Below are 15,392 nucleotides of genomic sequence, written 5' to 3'. Positions count from 1 at the left end.
CTCGGCATAGTTCGACGGCCCGGTCGAGCGACCACGTGATTCTGAACCATCGTGGGCAAAATTACAAACGCTCGTTCGGCAGGCTCGTTAATCTTGCCGCTTCGTCAAGATAAAAGGCGTGCAGGCGTTCCACCTGGGGCAGCAGGGCGTCGAGGCCGTCGTCGTTGAGGATGAGATCGTCCGCCGCGGCCTGGCGCTGGGCGCGCGTGACCTGGGCCGCCATGATGGCGCGGACTTGCGTCTCCGGCAGGCCATTCCTTGCCATCACGCGCGCGACCTGCACTTCTTCCGGACAGTCGATGGCCAGCACCCGCGCCACCCGTTCGCGCCAGGTGCCGGATTCGATCAGCAGCGGCACCACGAACATGACGTAGGGACCGGTAGCGATCAAGGCCGCCGCCACCGTCGCTTCGCGGATCTTCGGGTGCAGGATGGCTTCGAGGCGGGTGCGCGCGCCGGGGTCGGCAAACACCAGGGCGCGCATCTTCGCGCGGTCCATCGCGCCGTCCGGCGTGGCATAGTCCGCGCCGAATTCTTCGACCAGGGCCGGCATGGCGGCGCCGCCCGGCGCGGTGAGCGCGTGGGCGATCTGGTCGGTGTCGATGACCGAGGCGCCGCGCGCGGCGAACAGGTCGGCCACCGTGGTCTTGCCGCAGCCGATGCCGCCGGTCAGGCCGACGCTGAAGATCTGTTTATCCATTAAGAACCTAAGGCTGGGCGATGCCGATCGCCAGGCGGGTCAGTTCCGGGCCGTAGAAGAGGGCGATCATACCAGCGCCGGCCAGGTAGGGGCCGAAGGGGATGTGCTGGCCCTTTTTGGTGCGGCCGATCACGATCATGGTGATGCCGATGGCGGCGCCGACGAAGGAGGACAGGATGATGATAGTCGGCAGCATCTTCCAGCCGAACCAGGCGCCGAGGGCGGCCAGCAGCTTGAAGTCGCCGTCGCCCATGCCGATCTGCCCGCGCACCAGTTCATAGGTGCGCGCGACGGCCCACAGGAACAGGTAGCCGGCGGCGGCGCCGATCACCGCTTCGCGCAGCGGCACGAAGTTGCCGTCCAGGTTGATCAGCAGGCCCAGCCACAGCAGCGGGTAGGTGAGGTCGTCCGGCAGTTCCTTGTGGTCGACGTCGATCAGGGTCATCGCGATCAGGAGATAAGTGAAGACCAGCGTCGCCAGCCCGGCCCAGCCGCTGCCGAAATGCCAGATCAGCAGGCCGGACAGGATGCCGCTGACCGCTTCGACGATCGGGTAGCGGCCCGAGATCGGCGCCTTGCACGCGCTGCACTTGCCGCGCAGGGCCAGCCAGCTGACGATGGGGATGTTTTCCAGCGCCGTGATCTGGTGGCCGCAATGCGGACAGGCGGAACGCGGCACCATCAGGTTGTAGCGGTCCGGGTGGGGCAAGGGCTTGCCGTCCTTGTCCGCGATGTAGTTGTCGATTTCGCGCTGGCGCATGATCGGCAGGCGGTGCACCACCACGTTCAGGAAGCTGCCGATCAGGAGGCCGAAGATGGCGGCGGCGATGGCGGGAATCAGGCTGGCGGCGGCGGCGAATAAGAGGGTGTCCGGGTGCATGGCGCGGCAAGTGGTAGTTTCTTAAGGTAAATGATTGTAGGTGGAATTAACGAGTTCAGGTGGGGGGAGTGTGGCGAAAATGCCGGTTTGCCTGCACGATAAGCGGTCGGCGCGACATTCGATGCCAAATGGCGCATCCTGAACCCAGCACGCGAAAACGCCCGTCCAGGCGGGCACGTTCAGAGGAGATCGGCATGACGACCAGTCAGTTTCTTGAACAACTAGCAGGCGCACCTGTCGCGCACGGGCTCTTCGACAAGGTGGGCGATTTGCAGCACGGCCGAACCCGGCTCGACCTTGAATCCTACCAATACGATCCGGTACGCAAGCTTCCCCTGTATGTCTTCAAGCTTCTTGCCGACGACGGCGCGGTGGTGGGGCAATACCACTTCGCGCCAGGCGATCCCGATCAGGTTGGGGAGATCGGCAACGCCGGCGGGCATGTGGACGCCGCATACCGCGACAAAGGGCATAGCAAGGATTGCATCAAGGCCCTGAAAAGCCTGGCCTGGCGGCACGGGATGGCGTCATTCATCGTCACCTGCCCAAAGAGTAATGGGGCTGCGCGCACGGCACTTCAGCAGGTCGGCAAGGAAATCGATCGCCAGGACGGGGACATGTGCTTTTACGAGATCCCCGCTACCTAGCCCAGGTCAAGGCAGGCGCTGCTGCCGGGCCCAGCGCCTGAAGTACTCGCCCACGCGCAAATCGCCGTCGTAGCTCAGATGGTTGTTATCGCGGTACATCAGGCGGCCGTCGACCATCGCGCGGCATGCGCGCTCGTCGCACAGCGCGTCGGAGGCGCGGAACCATTCGACCTTCGGGAATTCGCGCTCGAACTGCTTGCGCACTACCTCGTGCTCGGCGATCTCCTTGTCCCAGGCGGCGCGCGGGATGGCGCAGGGCGTGGTGGTGGCGGAGGAGGCGACGCCGGCGCGCTTGATGCAGGTGCGCGGATCGAAGGGAAGAATCGGCACGTCTTCCATCACGATCACGCGCTTGCCGGCGGCCAGGAAGCGGCGGTAGGTCTCGCGCGCGGCATCGACATAGATTTTGGCGTCGGCGCCGGTGTTGAGCTTCAGGTGGGTCGAGAACACGACCGTCTTCACCGAAGGCGTGTTCAGGGCCAGCTCCAGCATCGGCTGGGTCGCCTTCTGGTAGGGATCGTCGCGCCCCGGCAGGCCCCAGTAGGGATGGCGGGTGCCGAGGAAGAGCAGGTTCTCGCCCTTGCCCTTGTAGTAGTCCGTCAGGCCGGCCACGACGTGGAAGGCGTGGCTGTCGCCGAGCAGCACCACGCTCGGGTCGCGGTCCGGCCAGGCGATCAGGCAGTACTCGTAGTCGGAAGCGAAGCCGTAGCGCAGCTTGCAGGCGGCGGCGTTGGCCTTGTCCTCGACAATGATGAGGGCCTTCTGGTTGGCGAGGTTGTCCCGGATCGGCGCGCGTTGCGGCAGCCCTTCGTTCTGGTACAGCCAGCCGCCGGCCAGGCAGGTAGCAGCCATCAGCACGCACAGCAGCACCACCTGCAGGCGCGCGCGGCGCCCTCGCATGCGGCGCAGCGGACGCTCCAGCACCTGGTAAGACAGCCAGGCCAGCACCACCGCCGCCAGCACGGCAAACACGCGGATGCGCGGTGCCGGCAGGTGGCCTTCGACGATCTGCGCGAAGGACAGCAGCGGCCAGTGCCACAGGTAGAGCGGGTAGCTGATCAGGCCAATCGACACCATGAGCCGGTTGCCCAGCACCACCCGGTTGAACCAGGCGCCAGGGCCGGCGCCGATCAGGAGCATCGCCGCGACAACCGGCGTGAGCGCGCGCCAGCCGGGGAAGCGTTCCGGCGTGGTGAAGGCCAGGCCAGCGGCCAGCAGCAGCATCGCGGCGCCGGCGGCGAGGTTCGCCTTGCCGCCGGTGCGTGCCGGGACCGGCCGGCCGTGGGCCGCGCAGGCCAGCAGCACGCCGCCCAGCAGTTCCCAGGCGCGGCCGAGCGGCGAATAGAAGGTGGCGGTGGCGTGGTGGGCGATGCCGGCCGCGTTCAACGCGAAGGACAGCAGGGCCAGCAGCGCCGTCACCAGCAGCAGGTTGGCGCGCCGGCGCCAGGCCAGCGCCAGCACGGCCGGCCACACGATGTAGAACTGCTCCTCGATCCCCAGCGACCACAGATGCAGCAGGGGCTTGGTGTCGGCGCTGGTGTCGAAGTAGCCGACCTGGGCCCAGTAGAAGAAGTTGGCGGCGAAGCTGGCGCCGCCGCCCACGTGCTTGCCCAGCTGGGCGTATTCGTCGGGGAACAGGGCATACCAGCCGAAGGCGAGGCAGGCCAGCATCACCGCCAGCAGCGAGGGGAAGATGCGCCTGACCCGGCGCGCGTAAAAGCCGGCGATGCTGAACCGCCCGTGCTGGAGTTCGCGCAGCAGGATGCTGGAAATGAGGTAGCCGGAAATGACGAAAAAGACGTCGACGCCGATGAAGCCGCCCGGCAGCAGGGTCGGGAAGGCGTGGAACAGGACCACGGCCAGGACCGCGACGGTGCGCAGGCCGTCGATGTCCGGACGGTAGGGGATGTGGGTGCTGGCCGCGCGCGTGGCGGCTGCGGCGGGCGAGGTGGCCGGTGTGGTAATGCTCAAGATGAACCCAGGAAATTATTTGCCTACTAATAATTTCCTATTTTCATCTACTGAAGCTTGCAGCACAAGTATGCGCCGAGTCAATTTGTCGGTGTGCCGTCGGGATCGAGTTCGTCGACGCTGGCGAACCGGTGCGCAGCCTGCTCTCTCAACTCCGCCAGCACGTCGCCCTGGAGCTGCAGGGTCGCCGTTCCCGGAGGCCGTCCCTCGAACAGTGAAATGAAATAATCCTCGTTTCGGCCTTTCAGCCAGAGCGCGGCAAAATCGAGTTCGGGCATCTGGAGCAGGCGCAGCTGAAAAGCCATGTTGTTCTCGCCAACCGCCAGTTGTGCCAGCTGGACGCTTTCGCCCACGCGCCGGGCAAGCAAGCCATAGTAGATCCCGCCGAATTCCGAGACGCTCTCGTTGTCCGCGGGTCGAATGTCGACCAGGCCTGGTTCGCCGCCAGCCATGACCGGATACACCCAGTTCGTCTGCACAGCGCTGGACAGGGGATCCGGCCCGGTCAGTTGCTGGGGCTCCAGATAGAAGACCGGCACCGGTGCACCGCTTTGCCGCGCGCCTGCCAGCGGCATGGCATGCTCCGTTATCGGATGGGCCCGGATAGCCAGGGCCTGTTCCATGACGGCTCTGCCGTCTTCGGGTCCGCTTTGCTGTAGTATCGACATGGCTTCATTTCCCGGTATCTCTCACGGTTGCGTGTAATAGGTATAGTCCCAGACGCCCCCTTTGTTACTGCCGACGGAATAAGATTTGCAAAAAACCGCGTAGGGCAGCCTGGCGACGTTACCTTTCGGATCCTCGACGATGACCTGTTGGGCGAGCAGGTCATAGCCGACGATCGCGACAAAATGTCCTCCCTTGCCTCGCCATTTCACGTGGCAGCAGACCGGTCTTCCATTGTTGATTTCTGTTTCCACATCCTGAAGCGATGCGCTTCCTGCGCCGTAACGGTTCAGGTTCGCCGTCTTTCGCAATGGCCCGGTGAGGCTGTACGTTCGAAGGCAGTTTGCGGGGGCGGGTTGATGACAGCAGGGTAGTGACAAGCACGCGTCCGCCACCTTGCACTGGTTCCACGGGGACTGCGGATTATAGTATCGGGAAACGCTGACGGCCGTCGCCGCCCAGCACCAGTCCTTCTCCCTGCTTTTCTCCATCGCGAACGGCAGTGTCTTCGCCAGGGGCGGACCATGGTTTGAAGTAGGGAACATGTCACGCCTTTCTCAGGATTTGTGCCAGCCGCTGGGCGATATCGGCACGCATGGCGTCACCGTCGACGTGGTCGTCGCCACCGCCGTGCGGCGACGCGTAATCGTCGTGCATTTCTTGTACAGACCCGACAATCCGGCCTTTTGACTCGGCAGCTTGCTCGGCCGAGGAAATGGCGGCGGCCTCTTTCTGCTGCGCCACCGAAACCGCGCGTTCGGCCGGAATGCGCGCGAAGTAGTAACCGATGACGGCGCCGGTCAGCCCAAGCGCTGTCTGCAGGACACTAGACTGATGCTGCCATCGCATCGGGGCAACATCGTCAGGGGCGGAGAACATCGCCCACATGAAGTAGAGGGTGAACCCGACAATCAGCAAGGACAGGACAGCGGCGATGCATTCACGCGCAGCAGTTGCCCAGACGTGGTGCGAGGTGGCCGTTGATTCCGCCAAGGGCGCGATCGAGCCTGTGCCAGGGTTGTTAGTTTTCGTCATGCTCGCCCCCCGTTAAAGTGACGGTAAGTGAGACACACGAACGTTAGACGGCGGGTGAATGCGACAGTTCCGAATGCGCACTCGACCCACCGCACTCGGCTTTACACCACCGCCCCCAGCTTGAAGATCGGCAAATACATCGCCACCACCAAACCACCAATCAGCACCCCCAGGATCACCATGATCATCGGCTCCATCAACGAAGACAGCGCACTCACCGCCTCGTCGACCTCCTCTTCATAGAAGTCCGCCACCTTGCCCAGCATGCCGTCCAGCGCGCCAGATTCTTCGCCGATGGCGACCATCTGGGTGACCATGTTCGGGAACACGTTGGCATTCTGCATGGCGGCCGTGAGGCTGGTGCCGGTGCTGACTTCGGTCTGGATCTTCCTGGTCGCGTCCAGGTAGACCGCGTTGCCGGCCGCGCCGCCGACCGAGTCGAGGGCTTCGACCAGCGGCACGCCGGCCGCGAACATGGTGGCCAGGGTGCGGGTCCAGCGCGCGATGGTCGCCTTGCGGATCACTTCGCCGAACACCGGCAGGCGCAGCATCAGGCGGTCCATGGTCTGCTGCATCTTGAGCGAGCGGCGCCAGGACTGGAGGAAGAAGTAGATGGCGCCGAACAGCGAGCCGAAGATGATGTACCACCACTTCACCACGAAGTCCGACATCGCCATCACGACCAGGGTCGGGGTCGGGAGGTCGGCGCCGAAGCTGCTGAACACCTCCTTGAATGCCGGCACGACCCAGATCATGATCACGGCGGTGACGACGAAGGCGATCGCCAGGATCGCGATCGGGTAGGTCAGGGCCGACTTGATCTTGGCCTTCAGGGCCAGGGTCTTTTCCTTGTAGACGGCCAGGCGCGTCAGCAGATCCTCGAGGATACCGGCCTGCTCGCCGGCGCCCACCAGGTTGCAGAACAGCGGGTCGAAGTAGAGCGGGTATTTGCGGAAGGCGTTGTTCAGGCTGGTGCCGGTCTCGATGTCGGCGCGCAGGTCCATGATCAGCTTGGACATCGACGGGTTCGAGTGGCCCTTGCCGACGATGTCGAAGGACTGCAGCAGCGGCACGCCTGCCTTCATCATGGTGGCCAGCTGGCGCGTGAACAGGGTCAGGTCCTTGTCGACGATCTTCTTGCCGCTGCGGTAGGCCTTCTTCTTGACCTTGGTGACCATGATGCCCTGGCGGCGCAGCGTCACGTTGACGATGGTTTCGCCGCCGGCGCGCATCTCGCCGCGCACGGTCTTGCCGGTCTTGTCCTTGCCTTCCCAGGCATAGACGAATTCCTTGATCTGGGCGCTGCCGCCGGTACGCGCTGAGGCCGAAGTTGCCATGTGTGGTCCCGTTTCTAAAACTATTCGTTGGTACAGCCGAGCACTTCTTCGAGGCTGGTCAGCCCCTGTTTCACCTTCATCAGGCCGGAACGGCGCAGCGAGTTCACGCCTTCGCTTTCCGCTACCGCGGCGATTTCCATCGCGTTGCCGTTGGCGAGGATCAGGGCCTCGATCGCCGGCGAAATCGGCATGATCTGGTAGATGCCGACCCGGCCCTTGTAGCCCGAGCCGAGGCAGCGCTCGCAGCCCACCGGGCCGTAGGGCTTCCAGTCGCCATCGAGGTCGGCGTCGCGGAAGCCGGCCGCCTTCAGCACCTCGCGCTCGGCCTCGAGCGGCTGCTTGCAGGTGCACAGGCGGCGCGCCAGGCGCTGGGCGGTGATCAGGATGACGGACGAAGCGATGTTGAAGGGCGCCACGCCCATGTTCATCAGGCGCGTCAGCGTGGACGGCGCGTCGTTCGTGTGCAGGGTCGAGAACACCATGTGGCCGGTCTGGGCGGCCTTGATCGCGATGTCCGCGGTTTCGAGGTCGCGGATCTCGCCGACCATGATGATGTCGGGATCCTGGCGCAGGAAGGCTTTCAGCGCGACCGGGAAGGTCAGGCCCGCCTTCTCGTTGACGTTGACCTGGTTCACGCCGGGCAGGTTGATCTCGGCCGGGTCTTCCGCGGTCGAGATGTTGATGCCCGGTTTGTTCAGCAGATTCAGGCAGCTGTACAGGGAGACCGTCTTGCCGGAGCCGGTCGGTCCCGTCACCAGCACCATGCCGTACGGGCGGGTGATGGCGTCGATCAGCAGCGCTTTCTGGTCGGCGTCGTAGCCCAGCGCGTCGATGCCCATCTGCGCTTGGGTGGCATCGAGGATACGCATGACCGTCTTCTCGCCGAACAGGGTCGGCAGGGTGCTGACGCGGAAGTCGATGGTCTTGGTGGCGGACAGCACCAGGCGCATGCGACCGTCCTGCGGCACGCGCTTTTCGGAGATGTCGAGCTTGGCCAGCACCTTGATGCGCGAGACCAGCTTGTCGCGGATCGACAGCGGCGGCGCCAGGTGGTCGCGCAGCACGCCGTCCACGCGCAGGCGGATCCGGTACTGCTTTTCGTAGGGCTCGAAGTGGATGTCGGACGCGCCCAGCGTGATCGCATCCATCAGCACCTTGTTCAGGAAGCGCACGATGGGCGCGTCCTCGACTTCGGTGGCGGCCGCCGCGTCGGCCTGGCTCGTTTGCGGCTCGTCCTCCGCGAATTCGATCTCGCCCTCGTCGCCCACCAGTTCGTTGATGCTCTGCTCGGCGTTCTTGGTCAGCGTGGCCAGCAAGGCCAGCAGGGTGTCGTGGGGCACGATCACCGGCTCGACCGAGGCTTCGCTCTGGAACTTGATCTGGTCCAGGGCCTGGGAATTGGTCGGGTCGGACAGCGCCACCGACAGCTTGTTGCCGCGCTTGGCCAGGGCGATCACGCGCTGGCCCTGCATCAGGCGGGCGTCGATGGCGTTGGCCGGCAGCGAATCGACGCTGAAGGTGGAGAGGTCGAGCAGCGGGTAGCCGAAGGTCTCGGCGCAGAACACCGCCAGGCTGCGCGCGTCGATGAGGCCGGCGCCCAGCAGGGTATCGATGAAGCCGGTCTTGTCCGCCGTCGCCTTCTTCTGCAGGCCGTCCGCCTGCGGCAAACTCAGGCGCCCAGCCTGGACCAGGGCGCGCGCCAACCCGGGCAATGCGGTGCCTGCGGTCGTGTTGGGGAGGACTGCTGCCATAGGATCAGGGACGGAGTGGCGACAAGGAGCCGGGCTGGACGGTCATGCCCGGTGGCTGCTTTGGATGATGCCCGTAGGCATCAGATTTGTAAAGCGATTGGCGTCGGGAGAGAGGCTTGCATACCACGTAGACGAAATGGTATTGCTGAGGTGACAAGCAGGTGGTGGTGGGCATTGGGGCTCCTGAATTGGGGAAATGCCGGCAGCTCGTCGTTCCCGCCCAGGCGGGAACCCAAGTTTGCATGCGTTTCGTCAGCTCAAGCAAACTTGGACCCCCGCCTGCGCGGGGGCGACGGTGATTCAAGCTGCCAGCCACCGTTTGATAACAACCGGCCTTAACAGTTTCACCACTCGGATTGACTGATTCTGCACCTGCACCACTTCAATCACCACGCCACCCACCTTCAGCGCAATCGGGAACTCGGGAATCTCCTGCAGCTGTTCGAGCAGCAGGCCGTTGACCGTCTTCGGGCCGTCCAGCGGCAGGTCCAGGGCCAGCTTCTTGTTGATGTCGCGCAGGGGCGTGCTGCCTTCCAGCAGGCATTCGCCTTTCGCGTTCCAGGCCATGGCGTCGGCGCGTGCATTGGCCGGGGTCGAGGTCGTGTAGTCGCCGATCATTTCCTCGATGATGTCCTCGAGCGTCACCAGGCCCTGCACCTCGCCGTATTCGTCGACGATGATACCCAGCCTTTCCTTGTTTTCCTGGAAATACTGGAGCTGGGTGAAGACGTCGGTGTCCTGCGGGATGAAGTAGGGCTCGGTCAGGAGGGCGCGGAAATCCTCGACCGTCGGTTCGTCGGACTGGCTCAGCAGGCCCACCGTCTTGCGCACCGGCAGGATGCCGACGATGCGGTTGATTTCTTCCTCGTAGACCGGCAGCTTGCGGTGGTAGCAGGTGATCAGCTCGGCCTTGATTTCCTCGATCGGGCGGGCCAGGTTCAGGGCTTCGATCTGGGCGCGCGGCGTCATGATGTCCTCGACCGAGATCTTTTCCAGGTCGAACAGGTTGAGCAGGATGCTCTTGTGCTTTTGCGGCATGAAATTGCCGCCTTCCAGCACGACGGTGCGCAATTCCTCGGCCGACAGGCGCTGCTGGTGGGCGCCGGCATTCGCGCGGATGCCCAGCGGGCGCAGGATGGCGGAGACGAACAGGTTGACGAACCAGATCGCCGGCTTGGCCAGCTTCATCAGCGGCCGCAGCACCAGGCTGGCGCCCAGCGAGATCCGTTCCGGGTAGGTGGCGCCGATCACCTTGGGCGCGATCTCGGCGAACACGATCAGCAGGAAGGCCACGCTGGCGGTGGCGATCGTGATCACGCTTTCCTCGTGGCCGAAGGACAGGATCGCGATCGCCGTGACCAGGGCGGTGGCCATCGCATTGATCAGGGTATTGGCGATCAGGACCAGCGACAGCAGCTTGTCGGTGCGTTCCAGCAGCCACAGGGTGGTGATGGCGCCGCGGTGGCCGCGCTTGGCCAGGTGGCGCAGGCGGTATTTATTCGCCGCCATCAGGGCCGTTTCCGCCATCGCGAAAAAGGCCGAACAGAGAATCAGGAGGGCCAGGGCAAGGACGAGCGCCCAAAGGGGTACGGTTTCCAAGGTTGACCGTGAAGAAGCAGCTAGGGAAGGCTGATTCTAAAGGTATGGGGTGGGGGTTGCAAGTTTGGCTAGTATGTACAACACGTCGTCCCCGCGAAGGCGGGGACCCAAGTTTGCGTGCGTTACGTTAGCGCAAGCATAACTTGGGTTCCCGCCTGCGCGGGAACGACGGGGGGCGGGAACGATAGAGTCGGTTTAACGCAGCGCCAAACGCTTCTCGGCAACGGGCGCCTCCAGCACCGGGCTGTTATCCAGCTTGAACACCGCCAGCGCATTCGACAGCTGCACGGTCTGGTCGCTCAGCGACTCCGCCGCCGCCGAGGCTTCCTCGACCAGCGCCGCGTTCTGCTGCGTGGTCTGGTCCATGTCGTCGATGGCGCGGCCGATCTGTTCGATGCCCTGGGTCTGGCGCTGGCCGGCTTCGGTGATCTCGGCCATGATGTCGTGCACCTTGCGCACCGAGTTGACGATCTGGTCCATGGTGGCGCCGGCTTCGTCGACCAGCGCGGTGCCGGCGGTGACTTTGGACACCGAGGCGGTGATCAGTTCCTTGATCTCCTTGGCGGCGGCGGCCGAGCGCTGGGCCAGGGTGCGCACTTCGCCGGCGACGACCGCGAAGCCGCGGCCCTGTTCGCCGGCGCGGGCCGCTTCGACGGCCGCGTTCAGCGCCAGGATATTGGTCTGGAAGGCGATGCCGTCGATGACCGAAATGATGTCCACGATCTTCTTCGACGATTCGCTGATCGAGCCCATGGTCTGCACCACGTTGCCCACCACATCACCGCCGCGGGTGGCGATGCTGGTGGCCGAGACCACCAGTTCATTCGCCTGGTTGGCGTTGGCGGCGTTGGCGCGCACGGTGTCGGTGAGGGATTCCATCGCGCGGGTCGTGTTGCCCAGGCTCGAGGCCTGCGACTCGGTGCGGCTGGCCAGGTCGGCGTTGCCGCTGGCGATTTCGGCGCTGGCCATCAGGATGGTCTCGCTTGATGCCTTGATCTCGGCGACCATGGTGGCCAGGCGCGCGCGCATTTCCTTCAGCGCCACCAGCAGGCTGCCGGTGTCGCCCTGCTCGGTGCGGATTTCCATCGACAGGTCGCCGGCGGCCACGCCCTGCGCGATCTCGCGCGCATAGGCCGGTTCGCCGCCCAGCTGCTGCCAGATGGTGCGCACCACGAACCACGAGACCACGGCCAGGGCCAGGATCACGATCAGCGCGGTGATGACGATGGAGGTCACGACGCTGCGCACCTTCGAGGCGCTGCGTTCGATGCCGGCCTTGAACTGCTGCTGGGCCGCTTCGCCGAACCTGGCGACGTCGGCATTCAGCACGCCCAGCGTGCTCTGCATCTTGCCGACCGTGGCCTGGGCGTCGCCCTGCTCGAGTTCGAGCATGATCCTGGCGGAGGACAGTGCCGGGGCATAGTAGTCCTCGAATTCTTTGCTGAGGCGTTTGGCCTTGCCTTCCTGGCCTTCAATCTTGCCAATCTCGCCCAGGCGGGCTCGGACCTTGTTGGCCTGTTCGCCGATCTGCTGGACACGCGCCTTGTCGCCTTCGCTGACGGCGTCGCGCAGGCCATTGGTGAGCGCTTCGATCTCGGCGGCCAGCGCCTTCGATGCGCCGAGGGCCGGGAAGTCGACGCTTTCGGTCGTGTGGATGGAATTCAGGGCGCCGGTCGCGATGCTCGCGCTGACGGCCACGCCGAGGCCGAAGATGATGGTCGAGATGACCGGTAGTGCCCAAATTCTGCGTTTGATGCTCATGCTGCCGTGTCTCCTGAAAATGAACAACCCGCGCCCGGAAAAGATCGGGGCGCGGGCCTGAAATGACGCCTTATTGGGCGCTGTAGATCACCTTGACGGAGCCGTCGACCGCGCTCTTCTCGATGTAGCCGATGGCCTTCGGATCGCTCGCCACCGCTTTCTTGACGGCGGCGCTGTCCGCGGCTTCCTTCGGCATCGTGGCCTTGCCGGTGAAGACCAGCTTGGACCACAGGGACTTGACCTGGGAGGCGTCCTTGTCCGTCACCTTCTTGTAGAACTCGGCGCGGACCGGGGCGCTTTCCGGCTGGTCGACCGGGGTCATGGCCGACGATTTACCGAGGAAGAAGGCGGCGACCTGGTCCTTGGTCATGCTGGACTCAAGAGCTTTCGGGTTGACGACGACGACCACTTCGGCCATGGCCGGCAGGGCCAGCGCCAGGGCGGCTGCTGCGATGCTTGTTTTGATTAGTGCTTTCATCTGTGTCTTTCCCAAACCTTAGAACACGAAGTCGAGGGCGACCGCGCCGACGGTGACCGGGCCCTTGAAGCCGGGCTGCGGCGCCAGGAACAGGCCGTTGCCGTTCTGCGGACGGACGCGGTCGATCTGGGCTTTCAGGGCCACCGAGCGGTAGAAGTCCCAGCGCACGCCGATGGTGTCGGTGCTCTGTTCGCCCTGGCCGACGCCGCTGTTCTTCAGGCTGTTGACGCCGGCGCGCAGGACCGCCATGGTCGGGGTGCAGGCCGCCGGGTAGCCGGCCGGGCAGGCTGCCGGGACGGTGTTGGTGACGATGCTGTCAATCTTCAGCTCCGAGTGCACGTAGTAGGGCAGGACCTTGCCGAAGCGGTAGCCGGCCATTGCATACCAGGCACTGGTATCGTTGACGTAGCCGTCGACCTTGCGCTTGGCGAACTCGGTCTGGACCACGATGTTGTTCCAGTCCAGGCCCAGGCCGGCGGAGGTGAAGGAGGCCTTCTTCTTGTTCAGCTCCAGGTCGTTCGCCAGCTGGTTCAGCTGCGAGAACTTGTAGCCGGCGCCGGCGCCGCGCAGGCCTGCCAGCAGGGTATTCAGCGATGCCGCGTGAGCGGTCATCTTGCCGTCGGCACGGCCGAGGCGCAGCGTCAGCGGGCCGTGTTCGGCCACCAGGTTCAGGGCACTCACATTGCCCGAGATGGTGTTGGCGTTGGTCAGCTGGGTCTTGTTGTGGCCGTAGGCGAGCTGGGCGGTGACCGTGGTGTCACCAAAGCCATGTTGCCAGGTCACGTCGGCGCCGTCGATGTTGTTGAACGGCACCTGCGAGTAGAGCTCGACCGGCGGACGCAGGAAGGTGTTGGCGTAGCCGACGTTGCGGTAGTCCGAAATCATGAAGACCGGCAGGCCGATGCGGCCGGCGCGCACGCTCAGCTCGTCATTGATCCTGGCCTTGGCGAAGGCCCAGGACAGTTCGGCGCCGAAGTCGTCTTCGGCATCCTTGCGCACCAGGCCCTGGCCGGTGACGGACAGCCAGCTGTTGATGGCGTAATCGGCTTGCAGGCCGAGGTTGGAATCGATGCCGGTGGTGAGGTTCTTCCTGGCGCCGGTCGCCTGGTTCGGGCGGCTGAATTCGGCCTGGTCGCTGTTGGTCCAGGTCAGGGCGCCGGTGCCGAAGCCGCTGATGCGCACGCCGGCGCTATCCTGGGCGTAAGCGGTCGAGACGGCCAGAGGCAAGGCGAGCAAAGTTGCCGCGATAATGCGTTTATTCATGGGATAAGCCTGCGAAATTCCTACGTCTGATGGGATTGATTCTTGTTATGCGAGGAGTCGGTGGCAAGGATTAGGCCACCGCGTATGTCCTGTAATCAATTGTAAGCACGCAGTATTTCTTGCTGCAAGGAAAATAGATAATCACCAATTGTCACGACGACTTTTGGTAGTTTACTGTTGTGCTAAACAGACACGATCTCATGTCTATATAATCAAAAGATATTGAACAAAAAGATCTTATCGGTAATTTCGTCAATTCCACCAGTGCGAGGTGGTGCCGGCTTCCGGCAGGCGGGCCTGGCGGGCGGCGTGGACGATGCCGGCGTCGACGGCCTGGCCGGCCGTGTAGATGCGGGAGCTGCCGGTGAGGTAGCCGCGGATGTCGTGCGGCGATTTGGCGCCGCGCGTGGCTTCGTCGAATATGCCGGCGTAGCGCTCGGCATCGAAGTCGAGGCAGTCGCGCCATTCCGAGATGCGGGCATGATCCGCCGCCACCAGGTTGCCGAAGCCCCAGTGCAGCGGGTGGATCAGGAAGCGGGTGCCGGGACAGGCGTAGCGCTTTTGGCCGGCCAGGAAGATGGCGACGCCGACCGATTCGACGCTGCCGACGTTCCAGGTGGTGAGGGGGATAGGCAGGGACTTGAGGAAGTAGTACAGGGCGAAGCCGGCCGTCATGTTGCCGCCTTCGGTCGACATGTGCAGTTCGATTTCAGTGGCGCCACTCTGCAGGGCCTGCAGGCACAGGTTGCGCACCGTGCAGGCGGAAGTGGCGTTGATGGGGCCGATGAAATGGACGACGTGCAAACTCATGCTTGGCTTCTCCTTCCAGTCGCTTCAAGCATAGCAAGTTTTGCGATGTCGCCTTGTTCAGCTGCCCCGGTAGGTGGAATAGGACCAGGGCGTGACCACCAGCGGCACGTGGTAGTTCTGGCCCGGGTCGGCCACGCCGAAGGCGATCGTGACGCGGTCGATGAAGCGCGGGGAGGGCAGCGCGACGCCCTGGGCCGCGAAATAATCGCCGGCTGCGAACACCAGCTCGTACTGCCCGGCCTTGAGCTGCTCCCCTTCCAGCAGCGGCGTGTTGCAGCGGCCGTCGCTATTGGTCAGCTCTTGCTTGACGAGGCTGCGCTGGCCGCCCTCGACGGCATACAGTTCCAGCTTCACGCCGGCGCCCGGCTTGCCCTGCGCGGTGTCGAGCACGTGGGTGCTGAGTTTTCCCATGGTCTTGTTCGTCCTATATGGCGTGCATGAAATCGGCTATGCGGGCCATGATATACCTTTGTGCTTCTTGCAATATAAGATGG

The 15,392-nt window shown here is 64.2% G+C and carries 15 protein-coding genes; 1 reads left to right on the top strand and 14 read right to left on the bottom strand.

All coding sequences use genetic code 11. The annotated features are described in order from the left end of the window. Positions 1 to 61: 61 nt before the first annotated feature. On the bottom strand, positions 62 to 700 hold the full coding sequence (gene coaE, locus ACFPO9_RS20865) for a dephospho-CoA kinase (RefSeq protein WP_379774380.1): 639 nt from the start codon (positions 698 to 700) through the stop codon (positions 62 to 64). Between the two features lie 7 nt (positions 701 to 707). Further along, positions 708 to 1,580, bottom strand: a complete 873-nt coding sequence (locus ACFPO9_RS20860; RefSeq protein WP_379774377.1) for a prepilin peptidase — start codon at positions 1,578 to 1,580, stop codon at positions 708 to 710. A gap of 194 nt (positions 1,581 to 1,774) precedes the next feature. Here ACFPO9_RS20860 and ACFPO9_RS20855 point away from each other — a divergent pair, with 194 nt between their 5' ends. Then, positions 1,775 to 2,227, top strand: a complete 453-nt coding sequence (locus ACFPO9_RS20855; protein WP_379774374.1) for a hypothetical protein — start codon at positions 1,775 to 1,777, stop codon at positions 2,225 to 2,227. A 6-nt stretch (positions 2,228 to 2,233) separates the two neighbouring features. Here the strand turns inward: ACFPO9_RS20855 and ACFPO9_RS20850 are convergent, their stop codons facing one another. The 12 genes from ACFPO9_RS20850 to uraH all read right to left on the bottom strand — a co-directional run bounded on the left by ACFPO9_RS20850 (position 2,234) and on the right by uraH (position 15,309). Then, complete coding sequence (locus tag ACFPO9_RS20850; protein WP_379774371.1) at positions 2,234 to 4,198, bottom strand: acyltransferase family protein; 1,965 nt, start codon at positions 4,196 to 4,198, stop codon at positions 2,234 to 2,236. Positions 4,199 to 4,278: 80 nt separating this feature from the next. Beyond that, complete coding sequence (locus ACFPO9_RS20845; protein ID WP_379774368.1) at positions 4,279 to 4,821, bottom strand: hypothetical protein; 543 nt, start codon at positions 4,819 to 4,821, stop codon at positions 4,279 to 4,281. Between the two features lie 66 nt (positions 4,822 to 4,887). Next, a complete protein-coding gene (locus ACFPO9_RS20840; RefSeq protein WP_379774366.1) occupies positions 4,888 to 5,409 on the bottom strand; it encodes a C39 family peptidase in 522 nt (173 codons plus the stop codon). A gap of 1 nt (position 5,410) precedes the next feature. Then, complete coding sequence (locus ACFPO9_RS20835) at positions 5,411 to 5,899, bottom strand: hypothetical protein (protein ID WP_379774363.1); 489 nt, start codon at positions 5,897 to 5,899, stop codon at positions 5,411 to 5,413. 101 nt (positions 5,900 to 6,000) lie between these two features. After that, positions 6,001 to 7,236, bottom strand: coding sequence for a type II secretion system F family protein (locus ACFPO9_RS20830; protein ID WP_379774360.1), 1,236 nt, complete (start codon positions 7,234 to 7,236; stop codon positions 6,001 to 6,003). A gap of 20 nt (positions 7,237 to 7,256) precedes the next feature. Further along, the gene (pilB, locus tag ACFPO9_RS20825) at positions 7,257 to 8,987 is read right to left on the bottom strand and encodes a type IV-A pilus assembly ATPase PilB (RefSeq protein WP_379774357.1); all 1,731 of its coding nucleotides are present in this window, start codon (positions 8,985 to 8,987) and stop codon (positions 7,257 to 7,259) included. Between the two features lie 300 nt (positions 8,988 to 9,287). Next, entirely contained in the window at positions 9,288 to 10,586 is a 1,299-nt protein-coding gene (locus ACFPO9_RS20820; protein WP_379774354.1) for an HlyC/CorC family transporter, read from the bottom strand. 195 nt (positions 10,587 to 10,781) lie between these two features. After that, a complete protein-coding gene (locus tag ACFPO9_RS20815; protein WP_379774351.1) occupies positions 10,782 to 12,347 on the bottom strand; it encodes a methyl-accepting chemotaxis protein in 1,566 nt (521 codons plus the stop codon). A gap of 70 nt (positions 12,348 to 12,417) precedes the next feature. Beyond that, entirely contained in the window at positions 12,418 to 12,825 is a 408-nt protein-coding gene (locus ACFPO9_RS20810; RefSeq protein WP_379774349.1) for a type 2 periplasmic-binding domain-containing protein, read from the bottom strand. Between the two features lie 18 nt (positions 12,826 to 12,843). After that, the gene (locus ACFPO9_RS20805) at positions 12,844 to 14,088 is read right to left on the bottom strand and encodes a hypothetical protein (RefSeq protein ID WP_379774346.1); all 1,245 of its coding nucleotides are present in this window, start codon (positions 14,086 to 14,088) and stop codon (positions 12,844 to 12,846) included. Between the two features lie 252 nt (positions 14,089 to 14,340). Next, a complete protein-coding gene (locus ACFPO9_RS20800; protein ID WP_379774344.1) occupies positions 14,341 to 14,898 on the bottom strand; it encodes an ATP-dependent Clp protease proteolytic subunit in 558 nt (185 codons plus the stop codon). Positions 14,899 to 14,955: 57 nt separating this feature from the next. Next, positions 14,956 to 15,309, bottom strand: a complete 354-nt coding sequence (gene uraH, locus ACFPO9_RS20795; RefSeq protein WP_379774341.1) for a hydroxyisourate hydrolase — start codon at positions 15,307 to 15,309, stop codon at positions 14,956 to 14,958. Positions 15,310 to 15,392: the final 83 nt, after the last annotated feature.

Origin of the sequence: Massilia aerilata (genome assembly GCF_042656905.1) — a bacterium.
Classification (GTDB): domain Bacteria; phylum Pseudomonadota; class Gammaproteobacteria; order Burkholderiales; family Burkholderiaceae_D; genus Telluria; species Telluria aerilata.
Note: the sequence above shows the minus strand (reverse complement) of the source record. Positions and strands in the feature narration are given on the sequence as shown.

What these genes read in the sequence shown, in the direction of transcription:
- ACFPO9_RS20830 (WP_379774360.1), bottom strand. Translation starts at nt 7,236, where the DNA reads ATGGCAACTTCGGCCTCAGCGCGTACCGGCGGCAGCGCCCAGATCAAG.
- ACFPO9_RS20810 (WP_379774349.1), bottom strand. Translation starts at nt 12,825, where the DNA reads ATGAAAGCACTAATCAAAACAAGCATCGCAGCAGCCGCCCTGGCGCTG.
- ACFPO9_RS20805 (WP_379774346.1), bottom strand. Translation starts at nt 14,088, where the DNA reads ATGAATAAACGCATTATCGCGGCAACTTTGCTCGCCTTGCCTCTGGCC.
- pilB (WP_379774357.1), bottom strand. Translation starts at nt 8,987, where the DNA reads ATGGCAGCAGTCCTCCCCAACACGACCGCAGGCACCGCATTGCCCGGG.
- ACFPO9_RS20840 (WP_379774366.1), bottom strand. Translation starts at nt 5,409, where the DNA reads ATGTTCCCTACTTCAAACCATGGTCCGCCCCTGGCGAAGACACTGCCG.
- ACFPO9_RS20815 (WP_379774351.1), bottom strand. Translation starts at nt 12,347, where the DNA reads ATGAGCATCAAACGCAGAATTTGGGCACTACCGGTCATCTCGACCATC.
- coaE (WP_379774380.1), bottom strand. Translation starts at nt 700, where the DNA reads ATGGATAAACAGATCTTCAGCGTCGGCCTGACCGGCGGCATCGGCTGC.
- ACFPO9_RS20855 (WP_379774374.1), top strand. Translation starts at nt 1,775, where the DNA reads ATGACGACCAGTCAGTTTCTTGAACAACTAGCAGGCGCACCTGTCGCG.
- ACFPO9_RS20800 (WP_379774344.1), bottom strand. Translation starts at nt 14,898, where the DNA reads ATGAGTTTGCACGTCGTCCATTTCATCGGCCCCATCAACGCCACTTCC.
- ACFPO9_RS20860 (WP_379774377.1), bottom strand. Translation starts at nt 1,580, where the DNA reads ATGCACCCGGACACCCTCTTATTCGCCGCCGCCGCCAGCCTGATTCCC.
- uraH (WP_379774341.1), bottom strand. Translation starts at nt 15,309, where the DNA reads ATGGGAAAACTCAGCACCCACGTGCTCGACACCGCGCAGGGCAAGCCG.
- ACFPO9_RS20845 (WP_379774368.1), bottom strand. Translation starts at nt 4,821, where the DNA reads ATGGAACAGGCCCTGGCTATCCGGGCCCATCCGATAACGGAGCATGCC.
- ACFPO9_RS20835 (WP_379774363.1), bottom strand. Translation starts at nt 5,899, where the DNA reads ATGACGAAAACTAACAACCCTGGCACAGGCTCGATCGCGCCCTTGGCG.